This window comes from Enterobacter sp. UPMP701 (genome assembly GCF_053709515.1).
In genome coordinates, this window is the sequence record NZ_JBSKJN010000011.1 from 19391 (window position 1) to 46160 (window position 26770).

At 58.0% G+C, this 26770-nt stretch carries 23 protein-coding genes; 13 read left to right on the plus strand and 10 right to left on the minus strand.

The window, feature by feature from the left end; genetic code table 11:
- Positions 1-63: 63 nt before the first annotated feature.
- Together ACWKXT_RS19340 and ACWKXT_RS19345 are read right to left on the minus strand one after the other, a co-directional pair.
- Positions 64-690, minus strand: a complete 627-nt coding sequence (locus ACWKXT_RS19340) for a GNAT family N-acetyltransferase (RefSeq protein WP_008500049.1) — start codon at positions 688-690, stop codon at positions 64-66.
- Positions 691-825: 135 nt separating this feature from the next.
- Positions 826-3102 carry an ATP-binding protein gene (locus ACWKXT_RS19345; protein ID WP_454529202.1) on the minus strand — a complete coding sequence of 759 codons (2277 nt, stop codon included), beginning with the start codon at positions 3100-3102 and terminating at the stop codon, positions 826-828.
- 125 nt (positions 3103-3227) lie between these two features.
- On the opposite strand from ACWKXT_RS19345, the gene ACWKXT_RS19350 reads away from it, so the two are divergent.
- The 6 genes from ACWKXT_RS19350 (at position 3228) to ACWKXT_RS19375 (ending at position 9385) form a co-directional block, all read left to right on the plus strand.
- Positions 3228-4748 (plus strand): sugar ABC transporter ATP-binding protein, encoded by a 1521-nt coding sequence (locus ACWKXT_RS19350; RefSeq protein ID WP_454529203.1) that lies wholly within the window; start codon positions 3228-3230, stop codon positions 4746-4748.
- Positions 4745-5740: an ABC transporter permease subunit gene (locus ACWKXT_RS19355; RefSeq protein ID WP_032662554.1), complete on the plus strand. Its 996-nt coding sequence runs from the start codon at positions 4745-4747 to the stop codon at positions 5738-5740. The genes ACWKXT_RS19350 and ACWKXT_RS19355 overlap by 4 nt, the downstream gene beginning before the upstream one ends.
- Positions 5741-5770: 30 nt before the next feature.
- Entirely contained in the window at positions 5771-6712 is a 942-nt protein-coding gene (locus tag ACWKXT_RS19360) for an ABC transporter substrate-binding protein (protein ID WP_028015197.1), read from the plus strand.
- 111 nt (positions 6713-6823) lie between these two features.
- On the plus strand, positions 6824-7510 hold the full coding sequence (locus ACWKXT_RS19365) for a D-lyxose/D-mannose isomerase (RefSeq protein WP_193136440.1): 687 nt from the start codon (positions 6824-6826) through the stop codon (positions 7508-7510).
- Between the two features lie 10 nt (positions 7511-7520).
- Complete coding sequence (locus tag ACWKXT_RS19370; protein ID WP_042719153.1) at positions 7521-8381, plus strand: ketose 1,6-bisphosphate aldolase; 861 nt, start codon at positions 7521-7523, stop codon at positions 8379-8381.
- Complete coding sequence (locus ACWKXT_RS19375; protein WP_454533145.1) at positions 8381-9385, plus strand: carbohydrate kinase family protein; 1005 nt, start codon at positions 8381-8383, stop codon at positions 9383-9385. The genes ACWKXT_RS19370 and ACWKXT_RS19375 overlap by 1 nt, the downstream gene beginning before the upstream one ends.
- Here ACWKXT_RS19375 and ACWKXT_RS19380 read toward each other — a convergent pair.
- Entirely contained in the window at positions 9382-10113 is a 732-nt protein-coding gene (locus ACWKXT_RS19380; protein ID WP_454529264.1) for a response regulator, read from the minus strand. The two genes, ACWKXT_RS19375 and ACWKXT_RS19380, sit on opposite strands and share 4 nt — an antisense overlap.
- A gap of 257 nt (positions 10114-10370) precedes the next feature.
- Here ACWKXT_RS19380 and fdhF point away from each other — a divergent pair, with 257 nt between their 5' ends.
- The 3 genes from fdhF (at position 10371) to ACWKXT_RS19395 (ending at position 13788) form a co-directional block, all read left to right on the plus strand.
- Positions 10371-12518, plus strand: coding sequence for a formate dehydrogenase subunit alpha (gene fdhF, locus ACWKXT_RS19385; protein WP_454533146.1), 2148 nt, complete (start codon positions 10371-10373; stop codon positions 12516-12518).
- A gap of 321 nt (positions 12519-12839) precedes the next feature.
- Positions 12840-12992: a Hok/Gef family protein gene (locus tag ACWKXT_RS19390; protein WP_023295770.1), complete on the plus strand. Its 153-nt coding sequence runs from the start codon at positions 12840-12842 to the stop codon at positions 12990-12992.
- 121 nt (positions 12993-13113) lie between these two features.
- Positions 13114-13788, plus strand: coding sequence for a tetratricopeptide repeat protein (locus ACWKXT_RS19395; RefSeq protein WP_454533147.1), 675 nt, complete (start codon positions 13114-13116; stop codon positions 13786-13788).
- 53 nt (positions 13789-13841) lie between these two features.
- On the opposite strand, the gene gltP is transcribed toward ACWKXT_RS19395, so the two are convergent.
- Positions 13842-15155: a glutamate/aspartate:proton symporter GltP gene (gltP, locus tag ACWKXT_RS19400; protein WP_454529208.1), complete on the minus strand. Its 1314-nt coding sequence runs from the start codon at positions 15153-15155 to the stop codon at positions 13842-13844.
- 423 nt (positions 15156-15578) lie between these two features.
- On the opposite strand from gltP, the gene acs reads away from it, so the two are divergent.
- The 3 genes from acs (at position 15579) to actP (ending at position 19632) form a co-directional block, all read left to right on the plus strand.
- Positions 15579-17537: an acetate--CoA ligase gene (acs, locus tag ACWKXT_RS19405; protein WP_454533148.1), complete on the plus strand. Its 1959-nt coding sequence runs from the start codon at positions 15579-15581 to the stop codon at positions 17535-17537.
- A 134-nt stretch (positions 17538-17671) separates the two neighbouring features.
- Positions 17672-17986: a DUF485 domain-containing protein gene (locus tag ACWKXT_RS19410; RefSeq protein ID WP_015570197.1), complete on the plus strand. Its 315-nt coding sequence runs from the start codon at positions 17672-17674 to the stop codon at positions 17984-17986.
- Complete coding sequence (gene actP, locus ACWKXT_RS19415) at positions 17983-19632, plus strand: cation/acetate symporter ActP (RefSeq protein WP_454529210.1); 1650 nt, start codon at positions 17983-17985, stop codon at positions 19630-19632. Before ACWKXT_RS19410 ends, actP begins: the two co-directional genes overlap by 4 nt.
- Positions 19633-19664: 32 nt before the next feature.
- On the opposite strand, the gene ACWKXT_RS19420 is transcribed toward actP, so the two are convergent.
- Positions 19665-20354, minus strand: a complete 690-nt coding sequence (locus ACWKXT_RS19420) for an LrgB family protein (protein ID WP_454529211.1) — start codon at positions 20352-20354, stop codon at positions 19665-19667.
- The gene (locus ACWKXT_RS19425) at positions 20347-20757 is read right to left on the minus strand and encodes a CidA/LrgA family protein (RefSeq protein WP_213828442.1); all 411 of its coding nucleotides are present in this window, start codon (positions 20755-20757) and stop codon (positions 20347-20349) included. The genes ACWKXT_RS19420 and ACWKXT_RS19425 overlap by 8 nt, the downstream gene beginning before the upstream one ends.
- A gap of 102 nt (positions 20758-20859) precedes the next feature.
- Between ACWKXT_RS19425 and ACWKXT_RS19430 the strand changes: the two genes are divergently transcribed.
- Positions 20860-21741, plus strand: a complete 882-nt coding sequence (locus ACWKXT_RS19430) for a LysR family transcriptional regulator (RefSeq protein WP_454529212.1) — start codon at positions 20860-20862, stop codon at positions 21739-21741.
- A 94-nt stretch (positions 21742-21835) separates the two neighbouring features.
- Here ACWKXT_RS19430 and ACWKXT_RS19435 read toward each other — a convergent pair whose 3' ends face one another.
- The 4 genes from ACWKXT_RS19435 to soxR all read right to left on the minus strand — a co-directional run bounded on the left by ACWKXT_RS19435 (position 21836) and on the right by soxR (position 26711).
- The gene (locus ACWKXT_RS19435; RefSeq protein WP_454529213.1) at positions 21836-23482 is read right to left on the minus strand and encodes a Na+/H+ antiporter; all 1647 of its coding nucleotides are present in this window, start codon (positions 23480-23482) and stop codon (positions 21836-21838) included.
- 152 nt (positions 23483-23634) lie between these two features.
- Complete coding sequence (gene ghxP / locus ACWKXT_RS19440; protein WP_061099544.1) at positions 23635-24984, minus strand: guanine/hypoxanthine transporter GhxP; 1350 nt, start codon at positions 24982-24984, stop codon at positions 23635-23637.
- A gap of 294 nt (positions 24985-25278) precedes the next feature.
- Entirely contained in the window at positions 25279-25950 is a 672-nt protein-coding gene (locus ACWKXT_RS19445) for a glutathione S-transferase family protein (RefSeq protein WP_454529215.1), read from the minus strand.
- Positions 25951-26252: 302 nt separating this feature from the next.
- On the minus strand, positions 26253-26711 hold the full coding sequence (gene soxR, locus ACWKXT_RS19450; protein WP_119916568.1) for a redox-sensitive transcriptional activator SoxR: 459 nt from the start codon (positions 26709-26711) through the stop codon (positions 26253-26255).
- Between the last annotated feature and the right edge of the window lie 59 nt (positions 26712-26770).

A 26770-nucleotide genomic window follows, 5' to 3' on the forward strand; every position in this document is an offset into this window, starting at 1 on the left:
GCAGGTGGACTGGCCTTACGGTAATGAATGGCAGGGAACCGGGGTAGCGGAGGAATCTCAAATTCAGTTGTGTCCTGGGACTTCCATCAGTTGATTCGCACGCTGTTTATTTTCTGCGACCAGGACGATGCCGTAGCATTTTTGATCCGGCGAATGGCTCCAGATACGATCTTCGGGGATACACCCTCCGTCATAGATAACCTTGCTACCATCATACGGCCAAAATGCGCCCTGCTCGGTATCGAGAACAAAAACAGCGATTTGGTCAGACTCGCGGGCAATTTTCTGCCAGAGCATCTTCCCACCCTCATATTGTTCAAAGTCGCTGACAAGTGTCACGCCACACTGTAATACCAGGGCTTCATACAGGCGAGTTGCCAGTCCCTTGTCACGCTCGGCGGGATCAACACAGATACCTTCTACCTGAATAACATTGGCATCTTCCCAACAGCGCTCGACGGCAATGATATCTTCACCCAAATGCGTTTTACGTTGTAAATCCAGGGCAGCAACAACCCGATGCCGGGGCACCCCATCGAAGGTTTCGATATCCGCTTCAATAATCGCAGCTCTTGGCGTCTGGCTATCAAAAATAACATGTAGCACTCGCCCGGAAAGCTCAAACTCATCAACGAGTTTAAACGACCTGGCAATTGTGCTCGGGCTGTATGTTGTAGGCATCACGATCATTTGTGAGTCCCCCTTTGTGAGTCCCCCTTTGTGAGTACCGGCATAATTCCTTTTATATCCCAACCTGCTAAATTTTGCGCAGATTAACATCACCGGCGTCAACGATGCTCTTGATGAAATCCTAAACAGGGGCATTTAAAAACATATTTTCCGCAGCGCCTGCGCCAGCTGCACCCGCGTAAACGGCTTACGCAGTAACTGGACGTCAGGCAACTGCGGGTTATGCGTCGGACGTAAATCTTGTCCGCTGATCAGCAATACCGGCAACTGCGGATAATGGCTGCGCACATGGTTAATCACCTCAGCCCCGCTCAGGCTGCCTGGCAACATCAGGTCGCTGATAAACAGGCCAATATCCGGGGATGCCGCCAGCATGCTCAGCGCCTGTTCACCGTTGTCCGCTTCGAGCGTCAGGTAACCAAGCTGATGCAGTTGCTCACACAGGGTCTGGCGAACGTCAGCCTCATCTTCCAGCACCAGCACCAGCCGCTCGCTCTCTACGGACGTTGTGGCAGTGAATGCTTCATCCTCAGTAGCGGCGGGCAGCGTCGAGCGCGGCAGGTGGAGCCGCACGGTCGTTCCCTGTCCCGGCGCGCTTTCTATCTCCACCCGCCCGCCGGACTGACGCACAAAGCCGTATACCATCGACAGGCCAAGCCCGCTTCCACTTCCGGTCTGCTTGGTGGTAAAGAACGGTTCAAAAACGCGGGATTTCACCTCCTGTGACATCCCGCTGCCGTGGTCAATCACCTCCAGCGCCACCATATCCTGCCTTCGCCCGTCACTGCGGGTCACGCGCTGGTTCCAGGTACGAATTTTAATCACCCCGCTTTGTCCTTCCATCGCGTCACGCGCGTTCATTACCAGGTTAATGATGGCGTTTTCCAGCTGGCTGACGTCAATCCATGCGGGCCATGCCGGGGTTTGCGCTTCTATCTCCAGAGTAAGGGTGGAGGGCAACGAGTGGCGCATCAGTTCCCGGAGGTTCTCCAGCAGCGGCTGCATCTCTACCGCATGCGGCGTCAGGGATTGCTTGCGGGAAAACGCCAGCAGGCGCTGGGTAAGCAGCGCGCCGCGTTCGGCCGCCTTCAGCGCACGGGTAATGCGCGGCGCGTCTTTTGATTCGGGGTCAGTGAGCTCAAGGCTACCGATGATCACCGCCAGCAGGTTGTTAAAATCATGCGCCAGCCCGCCGGTCAGCTGTCCGACCGCCTTCATTTTCTGGCTGTGCAGCAGCGCCTCTTCCAGCCCCTGGCGCTCGATGCGGTCGATCTCCATCTGCGTGGTTTTCTCTTTCAGCAGACGCGTGGTGTGTTCGAGCGAGGCGGTATTGCGGGCAAATACGTTAAACGCGCGCGCCAGTTCGCCCAGCTCGTCACGCCGCTGCAGCGCAGGCACCGAGACATCCTGTTCGCCGTGGGCAAGTCGCGACATCGCCCGGGAAATCGCCGTCAGGTTAGAGCCCAGATTGCGGTAGATGTACCAGCAGGCACATCCGGTGATGATCAGCGCCAGCACGGCAAAGATGCTGATAAATACGCTGATCGAACGCAGTTCCTGATGGCTTTGGGCAGTACGCAACGTGGAGGCCTGAGCCACCTGCGCCACGTACTGGTTGATATCGCTATTGAGTATCGCCACTAGCGCCTTGATGTGGAACATATACCAGCTGATGGACAGATCGCTCTCCTCCAGCTGTTTCGACAGCGGGGCAAGCTTGTGCAGTTCATCGTTGAAATCCGGCAGAACCGCGTTCACAACCGGCTGTATGGCCCGCCGGGGCAGCGTGGTCGTCACGGCGTCCAGCTGCTGAACGGTAGCACGCGGCGAAGGTGTATCAATGGCGGCCACGATCAGCCGATCCATCTCCATCAGCTGCTGCGCGTCCGGAACGTTGCTGCCGAAGCGGCGGTTGATGTCCTGCAGATGACGTAAATAGCTCTGGCTCTGATAGAGCGAACTCAGCAGCGCGTTACGCTCCAGATGGCGTCGCTGCCCCCGCTCCAGCATCTCCGTTACGCTCTGCTGTAATTCATTGCTCCTGCGAATAATGCGCGCCACCAGCGCCGGCTCCTGCTGCGCCAGCGGCGCATCGGCAAGCTGTTCCAGCGAGTGTCGCAGCGCCGTTTGCATCTGCTTCAGCCGCTCGGCTTCGCCTTTGTACTCCAGCGCCCCGACCACCTGCGAAAGCCGCACCGCCGCCGTCGCCACGTTGGCCGTGTCGCGCGCGAGGTTCATGCTGCCGGTCATGTCATCCAGCGTTTGCTGTTGGACCTGCTCCTGGATCTGGCTGGCGTGACGAAAGCCGAGCACCGCCACGCCGCTTACCATCAGCGTTACCGCCACCACCAGCAGGTTAAATATCAGCAGGCGACCGCGGGCGCTGGTGAAGAACGGGGGGCGTGAAGACATGTTGACTCCGTAACTGTGATCCACATTCGCTATTCATAACTATGACAAATATGAACAGCTTCTGACATTTTGCATTTACGCACCTGTGATGAAGTGCAGATATCGACGTTCACAGGAGATCCGCCATGAGCAGAACCCCGGTTTTAGAGATGCGCCACATTGCCAAAACCTTCGGCAATTTCCACGCGCTCAAGGGCGTAGATTTGACGGTCTTCCCCGGTGAGATCCACGCGCTGATGGGGGAAAACGGCGCGGGAAAAAGCACGCTGATGAAGATCCTCGCGGGGGCCTATACCGCCACCGGCGGCGAGATACTCATCGACGGTCAGCCGTTTCACATCAAAGGGCCGAAGGATGCGCTGGCCGCAGGCATTACCCTGATTTATCAGGAGATGCAGCTCGCGCCCAATCTGACCGTTGCCGAAAATATCTTTCTCGGCAGCGAGCTGTCGCGTGGCGGGCTGGTGCAGCGTAAAGAGATGGCTGCCCAGGCGCAGGCGGTGATTGACCGTCTCGGCGCACAGTTTAGCGCCACCGATCTGGTGATGAAGCTGACCATCGCCGAGCAGCAGCAGGTGGAAATCGCCCGCGCGTTGCACCGCAACAGCCGTATTCTGGTGATGGATGAACCCACCGCCGCCCTCTCCTCCCGCGAAACCCACCGCCTGTTCGAACTGATTTTGCGCCTGCGCGATGAGGGCATGGCGATTATCTATATCAGCCACCGCATGGCGGAAGTGTATGAGCTTTCCGATCGCGTCAGCGTCCTGCGCGACGGGCAGTACGTCGGCAGCCTGACGCGCGACAAGCTGAATGCCTCTGAGCTGGTGCGCATGATGGTAGGCCGCCCGTTGAGCGACCTGTTCAACAAAGAGCGCGATATTCCGCTCGGCAGCCCGCGTCTGAACGTGCACCACCTCACCGACGGTAAAAAAGTGCAGCCGTGCAGCCTGCAGGTACGTTCCGGCGAAATCGTCGGGCTCGCGGGCCTTGTCGGTGCCGGGCGCTCCGAGCTGGCGCAGCTGATTTTCGGCGTGCGCAAAGCCACCGGCGGGATGATTGAGGTGGACGGCGAACCGGTGGTGATCCACTCCCCGCGCGCGGCCATTGAAAACGGCATCGGTTTTCTTACCGAGAACCGCAAGGAGCAGGGGCTGTTTCTGGAGCTGGCGGCGCAGGAGAACATCACCATGGCGACGCTGGAGCGCGACGCCACCTTCGGCATGTTAAACCGCAAAAAAGCCCAGTCCATTTCCGATGACGCCATTGCCCTGCTTAACATCCGGGTGCCGCATTCTCAGGTGCGGGCGGGCGGGCTGTCAGGCGGCAACCAGCAAAAGCTGCTGATCTCCCGCTGGGTGGCGATTGGCCCGCGCATTCTGATTCTCGACGAACCCACGCGCGGGGTGGACGTCGGCGCAAAAAGCGAGATCTACCGCATCATGAACCAGATGGCGCGCAAGGGGGTAGCGATTCTGATGATCTCCAGCGAGCTGCCGGAAGTGGTGGGGATGAGCGACCGGGTGTACGTGATGCGGGAAGGCAGCATCGCGGGTGAACTGCACGGGCGCGACATCTCTCAGGAAAATATTATGACGCTGGCAACCGGCGTGAACGAAACACATCATCAGGCGGTGCAATCATGACAACTCCAACCCATCCGCAGCAGGTGGCGAAATCCGCCTCCGCCAAAAAAATGCTGATGAGCGATCTGATGCAAACGGTCGGTATTTTGCCGATTTTAATCCTGATAGTGGCGGTATTTGGCTTTATCGCGCCCAACTTTTTTACCGAGAGCAACCTGCTGAATATTACCCGTCAGGCGTCGATCAACATCGTGCTGGCGGCCGGGATGACCTTCATTATCCTGACCGGTGGGATTGACCTTTCCGTGGGCTCGATTCTGGGCACCACGGCGGTGGCGGCGATGGTGGTCTCGCTTATCCCTGAATTTGCGATGCTCTCCATTCCGGCGGCGCTGATGCTCGGCATGGTGCTGGGGCTGTTCAACGGCGCGCTGGTGGCCTTTGCCGGGCTGCCGCCCTTTATCGTTACGCTCGGCACCTATACGGCACTACGCGGCGCGGCCTACCTGCTGGCGGACGGCACCACGGTGATTAACTCCAACATCAGCTTCGAGTGGATCGGCAATAACTACCTCGGCCCCATTCCGTGGCTGGTGGTGATCGCTCTGGCGGTCATCGCTATCTGCTGGTTCATCCTGCGCCGCACCACCCTCGGCGTTCATATCTATGCCGTTGGCGGCAACATGCAGGCCGCGCGCTTAACCGGCATCAAGGTCTGGCTGGTGCTGCTGTTTGTCTACGGCATGAGCGGCCTGCTCTCAGGTCTCGGCGGCGTCATGAGCGCCTCGCGCCTCTACAGCGCCAACGGCAACCTCGGCACGGGGTACGAGCTGGATGCGATTGCGGCGGTGATCCTCGGCGGCACCAGCTTCGTCGGCGGGATCGGCACGATCACCGGCACGCTGGTCGGCGCATTGATCATCGCCACCCTCAACAACGGCATGACGCTAATGGGCGTCTCCTACTTCTGGCAGCTGGTGATCAAAGGGGCGGTGATCATCATTGCGGTGCTGATCGACAAATACCGTACCCGACACCATCAAAGTGCATAACAACAATACCCTACAAGCGAGGAAGACAAGATGCGTTTGAAACCCTTAGTGACCGCGCTGTGTGCTGGCGCGCTGCTGGCCGCAACGCCGTTTGCGCAAGCAAAAGATCTGAAGTCCATCGGCGTGACGGTGGGCGACCTGGCTAACCCGTTCTTCGTGCAGATCACCAAAGGTGCCGAGCTGGAGGCACGCAAGCTGGCGGGCGATAACGTCAAGGTGACGCTGGTTTCCAGCGGGTACGATCTGGGCCAGCAGGTGTCGCAGATCGATAACTTTATCGCCGCAAAGGTGGACATGATCATCCTCAACGCTGCGGATTCCAAAGGGATCGGCCCGGCGGTGAAGCGCGCTAAAGAGGCGGGGATCGTGGTCGTCGCGGTGGATGTAGCGGCCGAAGGGGCCGATGCGACCATCACCTCCGATAACACCCAGGCGGGGGAGATGGCCTGTAAGTACATTACCGACCGCCTGAAAGGCAAAGGCAACGTGGTGATCATCAACGGACCGCCGGTCTCTGCGGTACAGAACCGCGTGGAGGGCTGCCAGACGGAATTCAAAAAACATCCGGATATCAAAGTGCTCTCGGACAACCAGAACGCAAAAGGCAGTCGTGAAGGCGGTTTGGAAGTCATGACCTCCCTGCTGGCGGCCAATCCGAAGATCGACGGCGTATTCGCGATTAACGATCCGACAGCGATCGGCGCCGATCTGGCGGCGAAACAGGCGCAGCGCAACGAGTTCTTTATCGTTGGGGTGGATGGTAGCCCGGACGGCGAAGAAGCCCTGAAGCGCGAAAACTCCCTGTTTGTGGCGACACCGGCGCAGGATCCGCAGGTGATGGCGGCGAAGGCGGTGGAGATCGGCTATGACATTCTGCAGGGCAAACCCGCGCCGAAAGAGCCTGTGCTGATCCCGGTGACGATGATCGATAAAAAGAACGTCGGCACGTATAAGGGATGGACGGTTAAGTAACCCCCTCACCCTGCCCTCTCCCCAAAGGGGCGAGGGTGTTCACGTTCCCTCTCCCCTTTGGGGAGAGGGTTAGGGTGAGGGGTGGTTTTGCATAAAATTCCAGGAGTCCCCATGAAACGCTCCGACATCAATGAAATTCTCGGCCACACGCGGCAGTTCTTTTCCATGCACGACGTACATCTCCCGCCGTTTGCCAGCTTTCCGCCCACAAAATGGCAGCAGCTTGATCAGGCCGCATGGCAGGAGGTGTTTGACCTCAGGCTTGGCTGGGACGTGACCGCTTTCGGCGGCAACAGCTTTGCCACCCAGGGCCTGACGCTATTTACCCTGCGCAACGGCTCCCCCAACGGCGTGCCGTATGAAAAGTGCTATGCCGAAAAAATCATGCACGTTCGCGACGGCCAGGTGACGCCGATGCATTTTCACTGGCGCAAGCGGGAAGACATCATCAACCGGGGCGGCGGGAATCTGATTATTGAGTTATGGAATGCCGGCGCGCATGAGGAGACCGAAAACACCGACGTGACCGTCACGGTGGACGGCTGTCGGCAAACCCATGCTCCCGGCAGCCAGCTGCGCCTCACGCCAGGGGAAAGCATCTGTCTCACGCCAGGCCTGTATCACAGCTTCTGGGGAGAACGCGGCTTTGGCGATGTGCTGGTGGGCGAAGTGTCGTCCGTGAACGACGACGAGCACGACAACCATTTTTTGCAGCCCATCGATCGCTATAACAACATCGAAGAAGACGAACCGGCGGTGCTGGTGCTGTGCAACGAGTACAACCTGTTTCGGAGATAAGGAGTGAATGATGCCACTGATTTCTCTTGCCGACGGTCTTGAGCACGCCAGGAAACATCGCTACGCGCTGGGCGCGTTCAACGTGCTCGACTCCCATTTTCTGCGCGCGCTGTTTGCCGCCGCAAAGCAGGAACGCTCGCCATTTATCATTAACATCGCCGAAGTGCACTTTAAGTATGTGTCCCTGGATTCGCTTGTCGAAGCGGTTAAGTTCGAAGCCGCCCGCCACGACATTCCCGTAGTGCTGAATCTCGACCACGGCCTGCATTTCGAGGCCGTCGTGCGCGCTCTGCGCTTAGGGTTCAGCTCGGTGATGTTCGACGGCTCGACGCTGAGCTATGAAGAAAATATCCGCCAGACCCGGGAAGTGGTGAAGATGTGCCATGCGGTGGGCGTCTCGGTAGAGGCGGAGCTGGGCGCGGTCGGCGGGGATGAAGGCGGCGCGCTGTACGGGCATGCGGACGAAGCGTTCTTTACCGACCCGCAGCTGGCGCGCGAATTTGTTGATTCAACCGGCATCGACGCGCTGGCGGTCGCCATCGGCAACGCGCACGGCAAATACAAGGGCGAGCCGAAGCTCGATTTCCCGCGCCTGGACGCCATTCGCCAGCAGACGGGGCTGCCGCTGGTGCTGCACGGCGGCTCCGGCATTAGCGATGCCGACTTCCGCCGAGCCATCGAGCTGGGCATCCATAAAATCAACTTCTATACCGGCATGTCGCAGGCCGCACTCGCCGCCGTTGAGCAGCGCATGGCGAACCGCCAGCCGCTGTACGATGAGTTTGCCGAACTGCTGCTGGGCATTGAAGAGGCGATTACCGATACGGTCGCGGAACAGATGCGCATCTTCGGCAGCGCGGGGCAGGCATAATGGAACGCAAAGGCATTATCGCCGCAGGCAACATGCTGGTGGATCACGTCCACCAGATCGTGCAGTGGCCGGAGCGCGGCTGGCTGGCGGAAATCACCCACAGCGAACGCTCAACCGGCGGCGCACCGCTCAACGTTCTGCTGACGCTGGCGAAAATGCACGCTGGCCTGCCGCTGCAGGCGGTGGGGCTGATCGGAGAAGACGGCGACGGGGATTACATTCTGGCGATGCTCGACCAGTATCACGTAAACCGCCAGCGGGTGCAGCGCACCACCTTCGCCCCGACCTCCATGTCACAGGTGATGACCGACCCCAGCGGGCAGCGCACCTTTTTCCACTCGCCGGGCGCCAACCGTCTGCTGGATCTTCCCGCCTTCGATCGTCTCGACGGATCGATGAAGATCTTCCATCTCGGCTACCTGCTGCTCCTCGACAGCCTGGATATGCCGGATGATGAGTTTGGCACCCGCAGCGCGCGGCTGCTGGCGCAGATGCGCGATCAGGGGTATGAAACTTCACTCGATCTGGTTTCCCGCAAGGGCGACCCGCGCTACCAGCCGCTGGTACTCCCTGCCCTGCGCCATCTGGATTATCTGGTGATTAACGAGCTTGAGGCCGGTGAGTTTAGCGGGCTGGAGATGCGCGACGTCAACGATGCGCTGAATATCGCCCATATCGCTGACGCCGCCGCGCAGCTGCTGGCGGCAGGCGTTCACCAGCGGGTAGTGATCCACTGCCCGGAAGGGGCATGGGGTGAAGCGCCCGGTGAGCAAGGCCGCTGGGTTCCGTCATGGTTACTGGAGCAGAAAGACATTGTCGGCAGCGTGGGGGCGGGCGACGCGTTTTGCGCGGGCTTTTTATACGGCTGCCATGAATCGCTCACGCTAACGGAGAGCACCTATCTGGCGCACGCCTGCGCGCGGGCCAGCCTGCTGGCCGCCAATGCGATTGACGGCGCGAAAACGCTGGACGAGCTGAAGCTGTTTATTAAAGAGAATACCTAGGCTGCTTTCTCGCTATGAGACACATCGGCGGCGAAAACGTAGCCCAGACCGCGCATGGTTTTGATGAGCTTAGGCTGATGCGGGTTGGCCTCGATTTTTCGCCGCAGGCGCATGATCAACACATCAATCGTACGGTCGAACACCTCGGTACTTTCGCTGTGCGTGAGTTCAAGGAGCTGCTCGCGGCTGAGTACCCGGCGGGCATTTTGCGTGAGCGCCAGCAGCAGGCCATATTCACCCTGCGTCAGTGGCACGGCGTTACGCTGCGGATCAATCAGTTCACAGCGGGTAGTGTCCAGCGTCCAGTCGTTAAAGGTTATCCCCGCCGCACGTGGTATCGGCGCTTCGGCTGCCAGCGCCCCGGTACGACGCAGCACGGCTTTAACCCGAGCCACCACCACGCGTGGATTAAACGGCTTACCAATATAATCGTCAGCCCCCATCTCCAGCCCCACCACCACGTCTGATTCACTGCCCAGCCCGGTTAGCATCACCACCGGCAGCGCCGGACGCAGCTTTTGCAGCTGCAGCAAAACCTGCAGTCCGTTGATGTCCGGCAGCATCATATCCAGCAGAACAAGCGCGATAGCCGGCTCCTGTTGTACCTGCCGCAGCGCGTCCTGGCCGTTGTGGCAGACAAGCACGCTAAAGACATGCTCGCTCAGCACATCCTGCAGCAGTTCACACACTGCCATATCGTCATCAACCACCAGAATCGCCGGTTTCATCATATGCTTCCGTCAGGGGATTATGTTCAGTCTGAACCATTCTGCCGTCGGCTCCAGTCAAATGGGTTTTTCCGTGACGGAAATTCAACCCATGTCACATCCACTGCTCATTCGACACGTCAATTTTGACGATTGTCTGCTTTTCGTCAGGGGTTTCGCCGGGAATACACCGTAAAACCGGGGAGTAACCCCACAAAAAACATGGCATAGAAGCTGCATTAGTCGGTGCGAAAGATTTGATTAACTGGAGCAGACTGATGAAAAAAGTCGTCACGGTTTGCCCTTATTGTGCCTCAGGTTGCAAGATAAACCTGGTGGTCGATAACGGCAAAATCGTCCGGGCGGAGGCCGCGCAGGGGAAAACCAACCAGGGAACGCTGTGCCTGAAGGGGTATTACGGCTGGGATTTTATTAACGATACCCAAATCCTTACCCCGCGCCTGAAAACCCCTATGATCCGCCGCGAGCGCGGCGGCAAGCTGGAAGCCGTCAGCTGGAATGAAGCGCTGGATTACGTCGCCACGCGCCTCAGCGCCATCAAGGCCAAGTATGGCCCCGATGCGATTCAGACCACCGGCTCCTCACGCGGAACCGGGAATGAAACCAACTATGTGATGCAAAAATTCGCGCGCGCCGTTATTGGTACCAATAACGTCGACTGCTGCGCTCGCGTCTGACACGGCCCATCGGTTGCAGGTCTGCACCAGTCGGTCGGTAACGGCGCAATGAGTAATGCCATCAACGAGATAGATAACACCGATCTGGTGTTCATCTTCGGCTATAACCCGGCGGATTCTCACCCTATCGTCGCGAATCACGTTATTCGCGCTAAACAGAACGGGGCGAAAATCATCGTCTGCGATCCGCGCAAAATCGAAACCGCGCGCATTGCGGATATGCACATCGCACTGAAAAACGGCTCGAACATCGCGCTGTTGAATGCGATGGGGCACGTCATTATTGAGGAGAACCTCTACGACCAGGCGTTTGTCGCGAGCCGCACGGAAGGGTTTGAAGAGTATCGGAAAATCGTCGAAGGCTACACGCCGGAGTCGGTGGAAGCGATCACTGGCGTCAGCGCGCAGGAGATCCGCCAGGCGGCACGGATGTATGCCGGGGCGAAAACCGCCGCCATCCTGTGGGGTATGGGTGTGACCCAGTTCTACCAGGGCGTGGAAACCGTGCGCTCCCTGACGAGCCTCGCGATGCTGACCGGGAATCTGGGTAAAGCGCACGTTGGCGTGAACCCGGTACGTGGTCAGAATAACGTGCAGGGCGCGTGCGACATGGGCGCGCTGCCGGACACCTATCCGGGCTACCAGTACGTCAAATTCCCGGAAAACCGCGAGAAATTCGCGAAGGCCTGGGGCGTGGAAAGCCTGCCGGCACATACCGGATATCGCATCAGCGAGCTGCCGCACCGCGCGGCGCACGGTGAAGTGCGTGCGGCCTACATTATGGGTGAAGATCCGCTCCAGACTGACGCCGAGCTGTCTGCGGTGCGCAAAGGCTTTGAGGATCTGGAGCTGGTGATTGTCCAGGATATCTTCATGACCAAAACCGCGGCGGCGGCGGATGTGATTCTGCCGTCGACCTCCTGGGGCGAGCATGAGGGCGTCTACACGGCGGCGGACCGCGGCTTCCAGCGCTTCTTCAAGGCCGTCGAGCCGAAGTGGGATCTGAAAACAGACTGGCAAATCATCAGCGAAATCGCCACCCGCATGGGCTACCCGATGCACTACAACAACACCCAGGAGATCTGGGACGAGTTGCGCCACCTGTGTCCGGACTTTTATGGGGCAACCTATGAAAAAATGGGTGAACTGGGCTACATCCAGTGGCCGTGTCGTGATGAGTCTGAGTCCGATCGGGGCACGTCCTACCTCTTTGAAGAGAAGTTCGACACCCCGAACGGGCTGGCGCAGTTCTTCACCTGCGACTGGGTCGCGCCGATCGATAAGCTCACCGACGAGTATCCGATGGTGCTCTCCACCGTGCGTGAAGTGGGTCACTACTCCTGCCGTTCCATGACCGGCAACTGCGCCGCGCTGGCAGCGCTGGCGGATGAACCGGGCTACGCGCAGATCAACACCGCCGATGCCGAACGACTCGGTATTGAAGATGAAGCGCTGGTGTGGGTGAACTCGCGTAAAGGCCGCATCATTACCCGCGCGCAGGTCAGCGATCGTCCGAACAAAGGGGCAGTCTATATGACCTACCAGTGGTGGATTGGCGCCTGTAACGAGCTGGTGACGGAGAACCTAAGCCCGATAACCAAAACGCCGGAGTATAAATACTGCGCCGTCAACGTGGAGCCCATTGCGGATCAACACGCTGCGGAACAGTATGTGATCGACGAATATAACAAGCTGAAAGCCCGCCTGCGCGAAAGCGCAATGGGATGAAGCCGTTAATTAATCGCTGACTCAATGGGGTGAGATATTCACCCTATTATTATTTCTGGCATCGCTATTAATTACATCTATATATATTCCTGAAGGCGTCTCGCAGAAAAAATGTAATTTGCGCGAAAATTAATTACATCTTTGCATTTTAATTCAGCGGGATAAGATATGCGGCGGGTGCTTAAGACTTTCTGTCTTGAGCATTGTTGAGGGACAGAAAGTGGAAAGCCCCGGGAAATTTGCATTTACCCGAGGCTACCCCTCAACTACCAACAGGTTGAGAGTAGCCTCTTATTCTTTTTTTGACAAGGAGTAAAAGGCATGACGCCATTAAAAACTACGTTAGGCATCGTCTTTATTATTTGCCTGACGATAGTGATCTTTACCTTTATTACTCGCGATAAGTTATGTGAGTTTTCAATAAAGAGTGAACATCAGGAGGTGGCGGCGAAATTAGCCTGTAACGCAGGCTAACCTCTTCGGGCGGAACAACGGTTCCGCCCGGCTTGTAGGATGCTGAGGTCTTAATGCACCCATTTTTTTCTTTTGCTACCGCGATTATACTGCGCGGCGTGTACCCCGATGATAAGAATCCATGAAAGCCATTTTTTTGTTGTTGTTATTTTTAACGTCGTTCGCCCGCGCGGATGGGATAGGCAGCCAGTACCAGAAACAGGCGGAAGCGGGCGATGCCCGTGCCCAGTATTATCTTGCCGATACATACTTCAGCTCCGGTGACAGCAAGCAGGCAGCGCTGTGGGCTGAGAAAGCAGCTAAAGGCGGCGATGTCGATGCCATGGGGTTACTCTCGCAGATCCTCTTTACGCAGGGGGATTATGCGCAGGCTAAAGCGCTGGCGCAGCAGGCCACCATCGCAGGCAGCAAGCGCGGCACGATTATGCTGGCGCGCCTTCTGGTGAACACGCAGGCGGGTAAAACTGACTATCCCCAGGCCATCAAACTGCTGCAAACCGCCACCGAAGATATCGACAACGACTCCGCGGTCGATGCGCAACTGCTGCTGGGGCTGATTTATGCCAACGGCGTAGAAGTGGCGCAGGATGACGTACAGGCGGCGTCATGGTTTAAACGCAGCTCGTCTCTGTCCCGCACGGGTTACGCGGAATACTGGGCTGGGATGCTGTTCCAGCAGGGTGAGAAAGGCTTTATCACACCCAATAGACAGAAAGCACTGTACTGGTTGAACCTGAGCTGTACGGAAGGGTTTGATACGGGGTGTGAAGAGTTTGATGCGTTGAGCGGAGAGTAAAATCCCCTCACCCTAACCCTCTCCCCAAAGGGGAGAGGGAAGAATACGTTACATCACTGGTCAGCCGTCTTATCAAAACGACCCAGCACCTCGCGCTCATACGCCAGCGCTTTTTTACGGTCGAATTTGTGTTCCCACTTGGCGATAACCAGCACCGCCAGGGCATTCCCCACCACGTTCAGCGCGGTACGCGCCATGTCGAGGATACGGTCCACACCGGCGATAAACGCCAGACCTTCCAGCGGAATACCGACGCTGCCCAGCGTCGCCAGAAGCACTACGAAGGAGACGCCCGGCACGCCAGCAATACCTTTGGATGTCACCATCAGGGTCAGCACCAGCACGATCTCCTGCCACAGCGACAGGTCAATGCCGTACAGCTGCGCAATAAAGATAGCGGCGATACTCTGGTACAGCGTTGAGCCGTCGAGGTTAAAGGAGTAGCCGGTCGGGACCACGAAGCTGGTAATAGAGGCAGGCGCGCCGTAGGCTTCCATCTTCTCAATAATGCGCGGCAGCACGCTCTCGGAGCTTGCCGTCGAGTACGCCAGAATCAGCTCATCCTTCAGGATGCGGATCAGGATCCAGATGCTCAGCCCACACAGGCGCGCCACAATGCCCAGCACCACCAGCGCGAAGAACAGGATCGCGAAGTGCACCAGAAGGACCAGCTTCGCCAGCGGCCACAGGGACGCAAAGCCGAAGTTCGCCACGGTCACCGCAATCAGCGCGAATACCCCAACCGGCGCATAGCGCATTACCATGTGGGTCACTTTGAACATGGTTTCGGAGACAGATCGGAACACGGTGACCAGCGGCTCGCGGTGCGTCGCGGGCAGGGAGGAGAGCCCCAGACCAAACAGCACCGAGAAGAAGATGATCGGCAGCATCTCGCCCTTCGCCATGGACGCGATAATGTTGGTCGGCACCAGCGAGAGAATAGTCCCCATCAGCCCATGCGAATGGCTCTGCACATCGGCGGTTGTGCTTTGGTATTTCGAAATATCCACCGTCGCCAGCTGCGACATATCAATCCCGGAACCTGGCTGGAACACATTCGCCAGAGTGATACCGAGAACGATCGCAACCGTAGTGATCACTTCGAAATAGATAATGGTTTTCGCACCGATGCGGCCTAACTGCTTTGCATCGCCGACGCCCGCAATACCGACCACCAGCGTCGAGATCACAATCGGCACCACAATCATCTTGATCAGATGAATAAAGATGTCCCCTGCCGGTGAAAGCAGGTTCGCAATCAGCCACTCGCGGCTGTCGCTATGATAATGGAGATAACTGCCCAGCAAGATGCCCAGCACAAGGGCCAGCAGGATCTGCCAGGCCAGGCTGACTTTCAAATTTTTCATAAAAACTGACTTCCTCAATGAAATCTCCGCACCATCAAAACTGCATGAATATGGAGACATACTGAAAGGGTATGAATTGTGTTGCGTTGGTTTATGGGATTTTTTAACGCGGCGTATGAGTATCATCTGCGCGACCTGTTGCGCAAGCCTTAAAGAACGACGCATTTCACTACCAAAAGCGGTTATGACGCGAGTTTGTCATAATCCTGATAAATAACCTTTTGTTATAAAAACGCTTTTTTATAAAGAAATGTGAATAATCGGCATCGTGAATTATTTCTCTTCAAAGATTCATTCGCTCAATTTTCATACTCTTCAGACAATGCGTGATCTGTCGCCCAAATACTAAACAAAGCTTGTAAAGCCCCTACTATTAACGTTTTCGCGACATATTATTAACATCTTACAAGGAGAAAAAAAGCCATGAGCCAAATACACAAACACGACATTCCCGCTAACATTGCGGACCGTTGCCTGATCACCCCGGAGCAATACCACGAGAAATATCAGCAATCTGTTACCAACCCGGACGCCTTCTGGGGCGAGCAGGGCCACATCCTTGACTGGATCAAACCTTATCAGAAGGTGAAGAATACCTCTTTCGCGCCAGGCAACGTCTCCATTAAATGGTATGAAGACGGCACGCTGAACCTGGCGGCGAACTGCCTGGACCGCCATCTTGCCGAACGCGGCAACGAAACGGCCATCATCTGGGAAGGCGACGATGCCTCTCAGAGCAAACACATCTCTTATAAAGAGCTGCACCGCGACGTGTGCCGCTTCGCCAACGTGCTGCTGGGCCAGGGGATTAAAAAAGGCGACGTGGTGGCGATCTACATGCCGATGGTGCCGGAAGCGGCGGTGGCTATGCTCGCCTGCGCGCGTATCGGCGCGATCCACTCCGTTATCTTCGGCGGCTTCTCCCCTGAAGCGGTTGCCGGGCGCATTGTTGACTCGAACTCGAAGCTGGTGATCACTGCCGACGAGGGTATACGCGCCGGGCGCGGTATTCCGCTGAAGAAAAACGTCGATGAAGCGCTGAAAAACCCGAACGTAAAATCCATCAACAACGTCATTGTCCTCAAGCGCACAGGCGGTAAGATCGACTGGAACGAGGGGCGTGATCTGTGGTGGAGCGATCTGATTGAAAACGCGAGCGACCAGCATCAGCCGGAAGAGATGAACGCGGAAGATCCGCTCTTCATTCTTTACACCTCCGGCTCCACCGGCAAGCCGAAAGGCGTACTGCACACCACCGGCGGTTATCTGGTCTATGCGGCCACCACCTTCAAATACGTCTTCGACTACCATCCGGGCGACATCTACTGGTGTACCGCCGACGTGGGCTGGGTCACCGGACATAGCTACCTGCTGTACGGCCCGCTGGCCTGCGGTGCAACGACGCTGATGTTTGAGGGCGTACCGAACTGGCCGACCCCGGCGCGCATGTGTCAGGTGGTCGACAAGCACCAGGTCAACATTCTCTACACCGCGCCAACGGCGATCCGCGCGTTAATGGCAGAAGGCGACAAGGCTATAGAGGGCACCGACCGCTCCTCATTGCGCATCCTCGGTTCCGTGGGTGAGCCCATCAACCCGGAAGCCTGGGAGTGGTACTGGAAGAAAATCGGCAACGAGAAGTGCCCGGTGATGGATACCTGGTGGCAGACCGAAACCGGCGGCTTCATGATCACCCCAATGCCGGGTGCCACGCAGCTGAAGGCCGGTTCCGCAACCCGCCCGTTCTTCGGCGTGCAGCCTGCGCTGGTGGATAACGAAGGCAACCCGCAGGAAGGGGCCACCGAGGGCAACCTGGTGATCGTCGACTCCTGGCCTGGCCAGGCGCGTACCCTGTTCGGCGACCATGAGCGCTTCGAGCAGACCTACTTCTCGACCTTCAAAAACATGTACTTCAGCGGCGACGGCGCGCGCCGGGATGAAGACGGTTATTACTGGATCACCGGACGCGTGGACGACGTGCTGAACGTCTCCGGCCACCGTCTGGGCACGGCGGAGATTGAGTCCGCGCTGGTGTCGCATCCGAAGATTGCCGAAGCGGCGGTTGTGGGTATTCCTCACAACATCAAAGGCCAGGCAATTTACGCCTACGTCACCCTGAACCACGGCGAAGAGCCGTCTCCAGAGCTGTATACCGAGGTGCGCAACTGGGTGCGTAAAGAGATCGGCCCGCTGGCGACGCCGGACGTACTGCACTGGACCGACTCGCTGCCGAAAACCCGTTCCGGCAAGATTATGCGTCGTATTCTGCGCAAAATTGCGGCGGGCGACACCAGCAACCTCGGTGATACCTCGACGCTCGCAGATCCTGGCGTGGTGGACAAACTGCTCGAAGAGAAGCAGGCCATCGCAATGCCTTCCTAGTGTTTTCTCCCTCTCCCCGTGGGAGAGGGCCGGGGTGAGGGCATCAGACCGCACCTTCCTCCCCTCACCCTAACCCTCTCCCCACAGGGGAGAGGGGATAAAACAAACCAACCTTACTTCTGGAGAACTCTGTGATGAATAACGATATTTGTCAGCAGATAGAGAATAGTGCGCACTACAGGGAGCTCGTCGAAAAACGGCAACGGTTTGCCTTCATCCTTTCCATCATCATGCTGATTATCTACGTCGGCTTTATTCTGCTGATCGCCTTTGCGCCGCACTGGCTGGGCACCCCGCTGCATGAGGGAACCAGCGTCACGCGCGGCATTCCGATTGGGATTGGCGTCATTGTGATTTCATTCTTGCTGACCGGCGTTTACGTCTGGCGCGCCAACGGTGAATTCGATCGTCTTAACAGAGAAGTTCTGCGCGAGGTAAAAGCATCATGAAGCGAGTCCTGACGGCGCTAGCCGCCACACTTCCCTTTGCGGCACACGCGGCGGATGCCCTTACCGGCGAGGTCCAGCGCCAGCCAACCAACTGGCAGGCGATTATCATGTTCCTGATTTTCGTGGTGTTGACGCTGTACATCACTTACTGGGCGTCGAAACGCGTACGCTCCCGTAACGATTACTACACCGCGGGCGGCAACATTACCGGCTTCCAGAACGGGCTGGCGATCGCGGGGGACTTTATGTCCGCCGCCTCGTTCCTTGGGATCTCCGCGCTGGTCTATACCTCAGGGTATGACGGCCTGATCTACTCCCTCGGGTTCCTCGTCGGCTGGCCAATCATTCTGTTCCTGATTGCCGAGCGCCTGCGTAACCTGGGACGCTATACCTTTGCTGACGTCGCCTCCTATCGCCTGAAGCAGGGGCCGATTCGCTCCCTTTCCGCCTGCGGTTCGCTGGTGGTGGTGGCGCTCTATCTGATCGCCCAGATGGTCGGTGCGGGCAAACTGATCGAGCTGCTGTTCGGCCTGAACTACCACGTCGCGGTGGTGCTGGTCGGCGTGCTGATGGTGATGTACGTCCTGTTCGGCGGCATGCTGGCCACCACCTGGGTGCAGATCATCAAAGCGGTCCTGCTGCTGTTCGGCGCCAGCTTTATGGCCTTTATGGTGATGAAGCATGTCGGGTTCAGCTTCAATAATCTGTTCACCGAAGCGATGGCGGTCCACCCGAAAGGAGAAGCGATCATGAGCCCGGGCGGGCTGGTGAAAGATCCGATATCCGCGCTCTCGCTCGGTCTCGGCCTGATGTTCGGTACCGCTGGCCTGCCGCACATCCTGATGCGTTTCTTCACGGTGTCAGATGCGCGTGAAGCGCGTAAGAGCGTCTTCTACGCCACCGGCTTTATGGGCTACTTCTACATCCTGACCTTTATCATCGGTTTCGGCGCGATCATGCTGGTAGGGGCGAACCCGGCCTTTAAAGACGCGGCGGGCGCGCTTATCGGCGGTAACAACATGGCGGCGGTGCACCTGGCCGACGCGGTGGGCGGCAACCTGTTCCTCGGCTTTATCTCTGCCGTGGCCTTCGCCACTATCCTCGCGGTGGTTGCAGGGCTGACGCTGGCCGGCGCGTCGGCGGTTTCGCATGACCTCTACGCCAACGTCTTCCGCAAAGGCGCGAGCGAGCGCGATGAGCTGAAGGTCTCCAAAATCACCGTGCTGGTGCTGGGCGTGGTGGCGATCCTGCTGGGGATTTTGTTCGAGAAGCAGAACATTGCCTTTATGGTGGGGCTGGCCTTCTCGATTGCGGCAAGCTGTAACTTCCCGATCATTCTGCTCTCCATGTACTGGTCAAAACTGACCACCCGTGGGGCGATGATTGGCGGCTGGCTGGGCCTGCTGACGGCGGTGATTCTGATGATCCTCGGCCCGACCATCTGGGTGCAGATCCTCGGTCACGAAAGCGCTATCTTCCCGTACGAATACCCGGCGCTGTTCTCCATTGCCGTAGCGTTTATCGGTATCTGGGTCTTCTCGGCCACCGATAACTCGCCGGAGGGTAACCTGGAACGTGAGAAATTCCGCGCCCAGTTTATCCGCTCGCAAACCGGCCTGGGCGTTGAGCAGGGCCGCGCGCACTAAGCCTTTCTCCCCGGCCGCTCTGGCCGGGGAGCTTAAAACATCACCCACGCCACCAGCGGTGCGATCAGCACCATCGTGACGCCCGAGAGCATCATCACCAGGCTCGCGACAACGCCCTCCTGCTGACCCAGCTCATACGAACGCGCCGTGCCTGCCCCGTGAGATGCCGCACCAAACCCCGCGCCTTTCGCCATCCCTTCCCGAATAGAAAGCCGCAGAAAGAGCATATCCCCCACCGCCATGCCAAAGACGCCCGTCACCACCACAAACAGCGCCACCAGATCCGGCTGTCCGCCAAGCGGTTTCGCGGCCGCCAGCGCAAACGGCGTGGTCACCGAACGCACCGCCAGGCTGCGCTGGATTTCATCAGGCAGCGTAAACAGCCGCGCCAGCCAGACCGAACTGCACACCGCCACCACCGTGGCGGTAATCACGCCCGCGCTGAGCGACATCCAGTGGCGTTTGATAATGGCGAGGTTGTCATAAACGGGTACGGCGAAGGCAATGGTCGCCGGGCCGAGCAGCCACAGCAGCCAGTGGGATTCACCGATATAGTTCTGCCAGGAGATATGACCGAAGACCAGCATCAGCACCAGCAGGATCGGCGTAAAGACCAGCGGCATCAGCGGCAGCGCGCGAAAGCGGCGATACAGGCGCTTATTGGCAAAGTAGATGACGACTGTCGCAATCAGGCACAGCACGCTTATCTGAAAATTAGTCATGCTTCTGCCTGCTGATTTCAAAGCGATACACTTTATCCACCACCCAGGCGGTGGCACCCAGCACCATCAGCGTGCTCAGGGCGATAACCGCGAAGATGCGCCAGCCGTCGACCATCAGCAACTGCGCATAGTTCACCACCGCCACCACGGCCGGCACAAAGAACAACAGCATCTCCGCCAGCAGCCAGCGCGCCCCGGCGCGTACCCAGCGAAGGGGGATCACGCGACACAGGATAAGCGTCAGCATCAGCACCATGCCGACAAGGTTGGCAGGCAGCGGAAGATGCAGCCAGCCGACAAGATATTCCGCGAAAACAAACAGTCCCGCGTAGAGCAGTACCTGAACCGGTACCTGGAGTCGTTGAACAACGGCAGGCGTAACACGGCTTAACGCCACGGCCATGGGGGTTTTCCTCAGAAATGAGACGAGGCGCCAGTATAGTGAGCGCACGGTATGGACTGAAATGAATTAAAATCATCGAAGGTATAGTTTCGAGGAATAATCATGGACATAAGAACGCTGCGCTATTTTGTCGAGGTGGTTCGCCAGCAAAGTTTTACCCGCGCAGCGGAGAAGTTATTCGTTACCCAGCCAACCATCAGCAAGATGCTGAAAAATCTCGAAGATGAGCTGAACTGTACCCTGCTGATCCGCGACGGACGCAAGCTGCTGCTGACCGATACCGGTCGCGTGGTGTTCGAGCGCGGGCTGGCCATCCTGGCGGAGTTCCGCCAGCTGGAGGCCGAGCTTGGCGATATCAACCACCTGACAAGAGGGCTGCTGCGGCTCGGCATTCCGCCGATGGTCGGCATGATGATGGCCGGGCCGATAAGCCTGTTTCGTCAGCGCTACCCCGGCGTCGAGCTTAAAATTTCTGAATTTGGCGGCCTGACCGTGCAGCAGGCGGTGATGAACGGCGAACTGGACGTGGCGATGACCGCGCTCCCTGTTGAGGAGGAGAGCGGACTGGCGACGCTGCCGCTCTTTAGCCACCCGCTGTGCGTGCTGGTGCCCCGATCCGGCGACTGGCTGAAGATAGACTCGGTGAAACCCGAGTTGCTCGGTGAACACCCGCTGCTGATCTACAACGAAGACTTCGCCTTAAGCCGCCAGCTGATGGCGCTGTTTAACCAGCACAACGTAAAGCCGCGCATTGCGGTGCGCAGCGGTCAGTGGGATTTTCTGGCGGCGATGGTACAGGCGGGCGTGGGGATTGCCATTCTGCCGCAGCCGATCTGCGAGCGGCTGGATAAAAACACGCTGCGCTGGATCCCGCTGGAGAGCGACCTGCACTGGCAGCTGGGGATGATCTGGCGTGAAGGGGTCTATCTGTCGCACAGCGCACAGGCGTGGTTGCAATGCTGTGAGGGGTTTTGGGTGCCCTGACCCCTCACCCCACCCCCTCTCCCCATAGGGGCGAGGGGCTCGATCGGTTCCCTCTCCCCTATGGGGAGAGGGCTAGGGTGAGGGGCAAAGCGCGCTACTGATTCTCTATCAACAGCGCTTCTAACAGGTCCAGATCGTGCAGCAGCTTTTGCAGCGTCTCGTTGCTGATCTGGCGCGTCGCGCGCAGGTGATACAGCTCGGCGCGTTCTGAGCGCAGCGCCGCAAGGCGGAAGCGGCGTTCGAGGTTCTCTTCCTGCAACGAACTTTCCACGTCGTTACGTCCGTCGGCGCGGCGACGCAGGTTACCAATCACGCGGGAACTGACTTCCGTCAGCAGCTGATTGTCGATGTTCTCTTCCGCATCTGCGGCGAGACGCTCCTCCATTTTCTGAATCGCGACAATGGCCACTTCGGCGGTCGCCGCACGAGCAATCCGCTCCTCTTTATGCTGCTGGGTCGAATCTCCGGCATCAATATGCTGGAGTAAAATCGGCAGCATAATCACGCCGACAAACAGCGAGAAGAGGATCACGCCCGCCGCCAGGAATACCAGCTCGTAGCGCGCCGGGAAGACGTCACCCGTCGGCAGCAGCAGCGGTATAGAGAGCACACCGGCGAGGGTTATCGCCCCGCGTACGCCCGCGAAGGAGGCAATCAGCAGTTCGCGCGTGGTCCAGGAGCCGAACTCCATCGGCTTTTTGGTCAGGAAGCGCACGCTGAATTTCTTCATCGTCCACAGCCAGCCGAAACGCACCAGCATCAGCGCCATGTAGATCAGCACGATATCGGTAAACAGCATCCAGACTTCAACGTTTGGATCCGCCTCCGCCGCAATCAGTGAGGATTCCATAATGCCCGGCAGCTGCAGGCCCAACAGCAGGAATACCATGCCGTTAAACACGAACTCGAGCATCGCCCAGGTGCTGTTCGCACGCAGGCGCATCGCCAGCGGCGCGCGGCGCATTACGCCGGAGCGGGTGATGGTCATCCCCGCCGCCACCGCCGCCAGAATGCCCGACACGCCGATGTGTTCGGCGATCAGGTAAGAGGCAAACGGCAGCAGGAACAGCAGGACGATCTGCGTAGCGGGTTCGTCGCCACCCCAGCGGCTGAGGAAGCGCAGCGAGCGTCCGTACAGCCAGCTCACGACGAAGCCCGCAAGGATGCCGCCAATCGCCACCTTGAAGAATTCCAGCGTTGCACCGCCAACGGTAAAGACCATGGTGCCCATGGCAACCGCCACGGCAAACTTCAGGGCCACCAGGCCGGAGGCGTCGTTCATCAACGCCTCGCCCTGCAAAATGCCCATAATTTTCTTTGGAATGCGCCCTTCGCCCACAATGCCGGACAGCGCCACGGCGTCGGTCGGCGACAGCACGGCGGCCAGTGCAAAGGCGGGGATGAGCGGGATCCCCGGTACGGCCCAGTAGATCAGAAAACCAATCCCGACCACGGTAACGACCACCAGCGCCAGCGCCAGGCCGAGGATCTCTCGTCCGTGCTCAAGAAACTCGCGCGTGGGAGTTTTCCAGCCATCGGCAAACAGCAGCGGCGGGATAAACAGCACGAGGAACAGTTCCGGATCGAACTCCACGTGCAGGCCGAACGTCGGCCACGCCAGCAGCGCACCGATAGCGATTTGCATTAAAGGTAGGGGGACCTGGAAGGGCAGTACGCGTGTAACCACCCCGGATAACGAGACCACAAGGGTCATGATGAGTATTGTGAAGAAAATTTCCATGCGTTCCCTGTTTGCTGTGTTGCTTAAAAGCCAAACCTAAGGCGTCGTGCCTCTTATTCTATCTTCTCCAGAGTAACGCAAAAGGCAACGGGATGAGTCCTGAAAATAAAAACGGGCGGCCTGAGCCACCCGTTTTCGCATCAATGGATAACTTAGATTGCCCAGCCGCCCGCGTAGAACGCGACCAGCGCAACGGCGATGACCACGGTGCCGATGTTCAGCTTGCGCCACTCACCGGAGACCAGACGACCAATCACCAGCGAGGCGAAACCGATCATGATGCCGGTCACGATGTTACAGGTCAGGACGATAAAGACCGCAGTAATCAGGCCGGACATCGCATCCACGAAGTCCGCAAAATCGATTTTCGCCACGTTGCTCAGCATCAGCAGACCGACGTACATCAGCGCTGGCGCGGTCGCGTAAGCCGGTACCAGATAAGAGAGCGGAGAGAGGAACAGGATCAGCAGGAACAGCACGCCGACGGTGATCGCCGTCAGGCCGGTTTTACCGCCCGCCGCCGTACCCGCTGCAGATTCGATATACACCGCCGCAGGCGCCGCACCCACCAGACCAGAGAAGACGCTGCTCAGGGAGTCGGTGGTCAGCGCTTTGCCGCCGTCAATAATCTGGCCGTCTTTATCCAGCAGGTTCGCCTGACCGGCCACCGCGCGGATGGTACCGGTAGCGTCAAACACCGCGGTCATTACCAGCGCCAGCACGCTTGGCAGGATCACCGGGTTCAGCGCGCCAACAATATCCAGGCTGCCAATCAGCGAGTTGCCTTTGTCATCGCTCAGGGACGGCATGGCGAAGATACCGGAGAAGTGAACGGTCGGATCGAAGATCAGGCCGACGATGGACACGCCGATAATGGTCAGCAAAATGCCGCCCGGCACCTTCAGTTTTTCCAGGCCGATAATCACCGCCAGACCCACCAGCGACATGATCACCGGGAAGCTTGCGAAGTGACCCAGCGCAACCGGCAGGCCGTCCAGCGGGTTTTTGATGACCAGACCCACGCCGTTGGCAGCGATCAGCAGCAGGAACAGGCCGATGCCGATACCGGTGCCGTGCGCCACGCCCTGCGGCAGGTTGCGCAAAATCCAGCTACGGATGCCGGTGGCAGAAATCACGGTAAACAGTACGCCCATCAGGAACACGGCGCCGAGAGCCACCGGTACGCTGATCTGCTGGCCCAGCACCAGGCTGAATGCGGTAAACGCGGTCAGAGAGATGGCGCAGCCGATCGCCAGCGGCAGGTTCGCCCACAGACCCATCACGATGGAGCCAACGCCCGCTACCAGACAGGTGGCAACGAAGACCGCCGCAGGCGGGAAGCCCGCTTTGCCCAGCATGCCCGGCACCACGATGACGGAGTAAACCATCGCCAGAAACGTGGTCAGACCGGCAACAACTTCCTGGCGCACGGTACTGCCGCGAGCCGAAATTTTAAACATGGCGTCTAATGAACCGCCGGTACGCGCAGATGGCGTAGACATAGAAAACATCCCCTGAGAGTTTTTTAGGAAGTCCGTAAGCGTGGTGGAGACGCCGCTGCCAGCTAAACGTCAAATCCTTGTGTTGCGTTTGCGACGAAAGGGCGTCACAAAAAAAGCAAACGTTTAGCTCCGCGCTTACAAACGGGTGGTCAAATTAAGGCAAACGATTATCTAGCCTAATACCCGCCCTTTTCAACTGAACTTTCTCGTTTTTCGCTAAAATTCACTTATGACGCTGAAGAAATAAACAGAGGATGCGCAAACGTTATCGTTTATGCGCAATTTGTTTACATTTCAGTCCTCACCGGGGATCGTTAACGGGCCGCCCTGTTCCAGCGTTCGTTGCCAGCCAGGGCTGTTATCCACTTTGTTTTTCCATGCCTGAATATGCGGCAGATTATCAATGCCGCCACGCGCCAGCAGGGCAAAGATCGGGAAACTCATCTGAATGTCGGCCATGCTGAACGCATCCCCGGCAAACCAGCTGTTTTTAGCAAGATGTGCATCAATAAAGCGCGCATGGGTTTCCAGCTGTCGGTTGAGATACGCTTTCTGCACCCCCTGCCCCAGCGCTTTGCCCAGCGTTCGTATACCAAACGGCACGGGAGGTTTACCCAAACTGCTGAAAACCAGCTTCATTAACAGCAGCGGCATCAGCGATCCTTCGGCGTAATGCAGCCAGAAGCGGTATTGCACCTTGTGCGCCGGATCTAAAGGCTTCAGCCGAGATTCGGCATCGTAGGTTTCCTGCAGATACTCCAGAATGGCGCCTGATTCCGCAAGGATCAGTCCGTTATCTTCAATGACCGGCGATTTGCCCAACGGATGCACCTTTTTGAGGGATTCAGGTGCCAGCATGTTCTTCTCGCGCTGGTAGTGAACAATTTCATAAGGCAGGGCGAGCTCTTCCAGCGCCCAGATCACGCGATGCGAGCGCGACTGGTTAAGGTGGTGTACCGTGAGCATGGTTTTCTCCTGTTATTCATACTTTTTAACTATAGAAAATCGAATAACATCACGAAAAAATTTCGCCTAAAAAACGGTGGGCGCGGCTGGCGAAAAGACGGGTTCTGCATAAAATTAAAGTGTCAGGACAATCCGGAACCTCACCAACCAGCTCGACACGAGGGGTGCTGATGTCGGGGGAAACCCTCCCGTGAACCAGCGGGATAGAGAGAAAGACAAAGACCGGGAAAAACTAAAGCGCCCTTTGTGGCGCTTTAGTTCTTTATGTATGCGGGGTTTTGCCGGATGGGCTACATTCACGCTCAATCCTCCTCCAGCAACCGCGCCCCCGTCCCCTGAGCACCCAGCCTGTCGCCGGGGTTACGCAACGGGCAGTCGCTACGGGACAGACAGCCGCAGCCGATACAGCCATCCAGCTCATCACGCAGCGCCACAAGCGTATGGATACGCCTGTCCAGCTCTTCACGCCACTGGGACGACAGCTCTTTCCACTCTTTCGGGCTCAGCGTATGCCCTTCCGGCAGCACGCCAAAGGCCTCGCCAATCGTCGCCAGGGGAATGCCGATGCGTTGCGCAATTTTGATAATCGCCACGTAGCGGAGCACGTCACGGGTATAGCGGCGCTGGTTACCGCCGTTACGGATGCTTTTAATTAACCCTTTGCTTTCATAGAAGTGGAGCGCGGATACCGCAACGCCGCTTCGCTTAGCCACTTCACCGGGGGTTAAAAGCGCTTTAATGCGCGGCAATCTCTTTTCCATAAAACCTCTTTACCTCAAGTTAACTTGAGGAATTATACTCCCCCGCAGAGAAAACGACG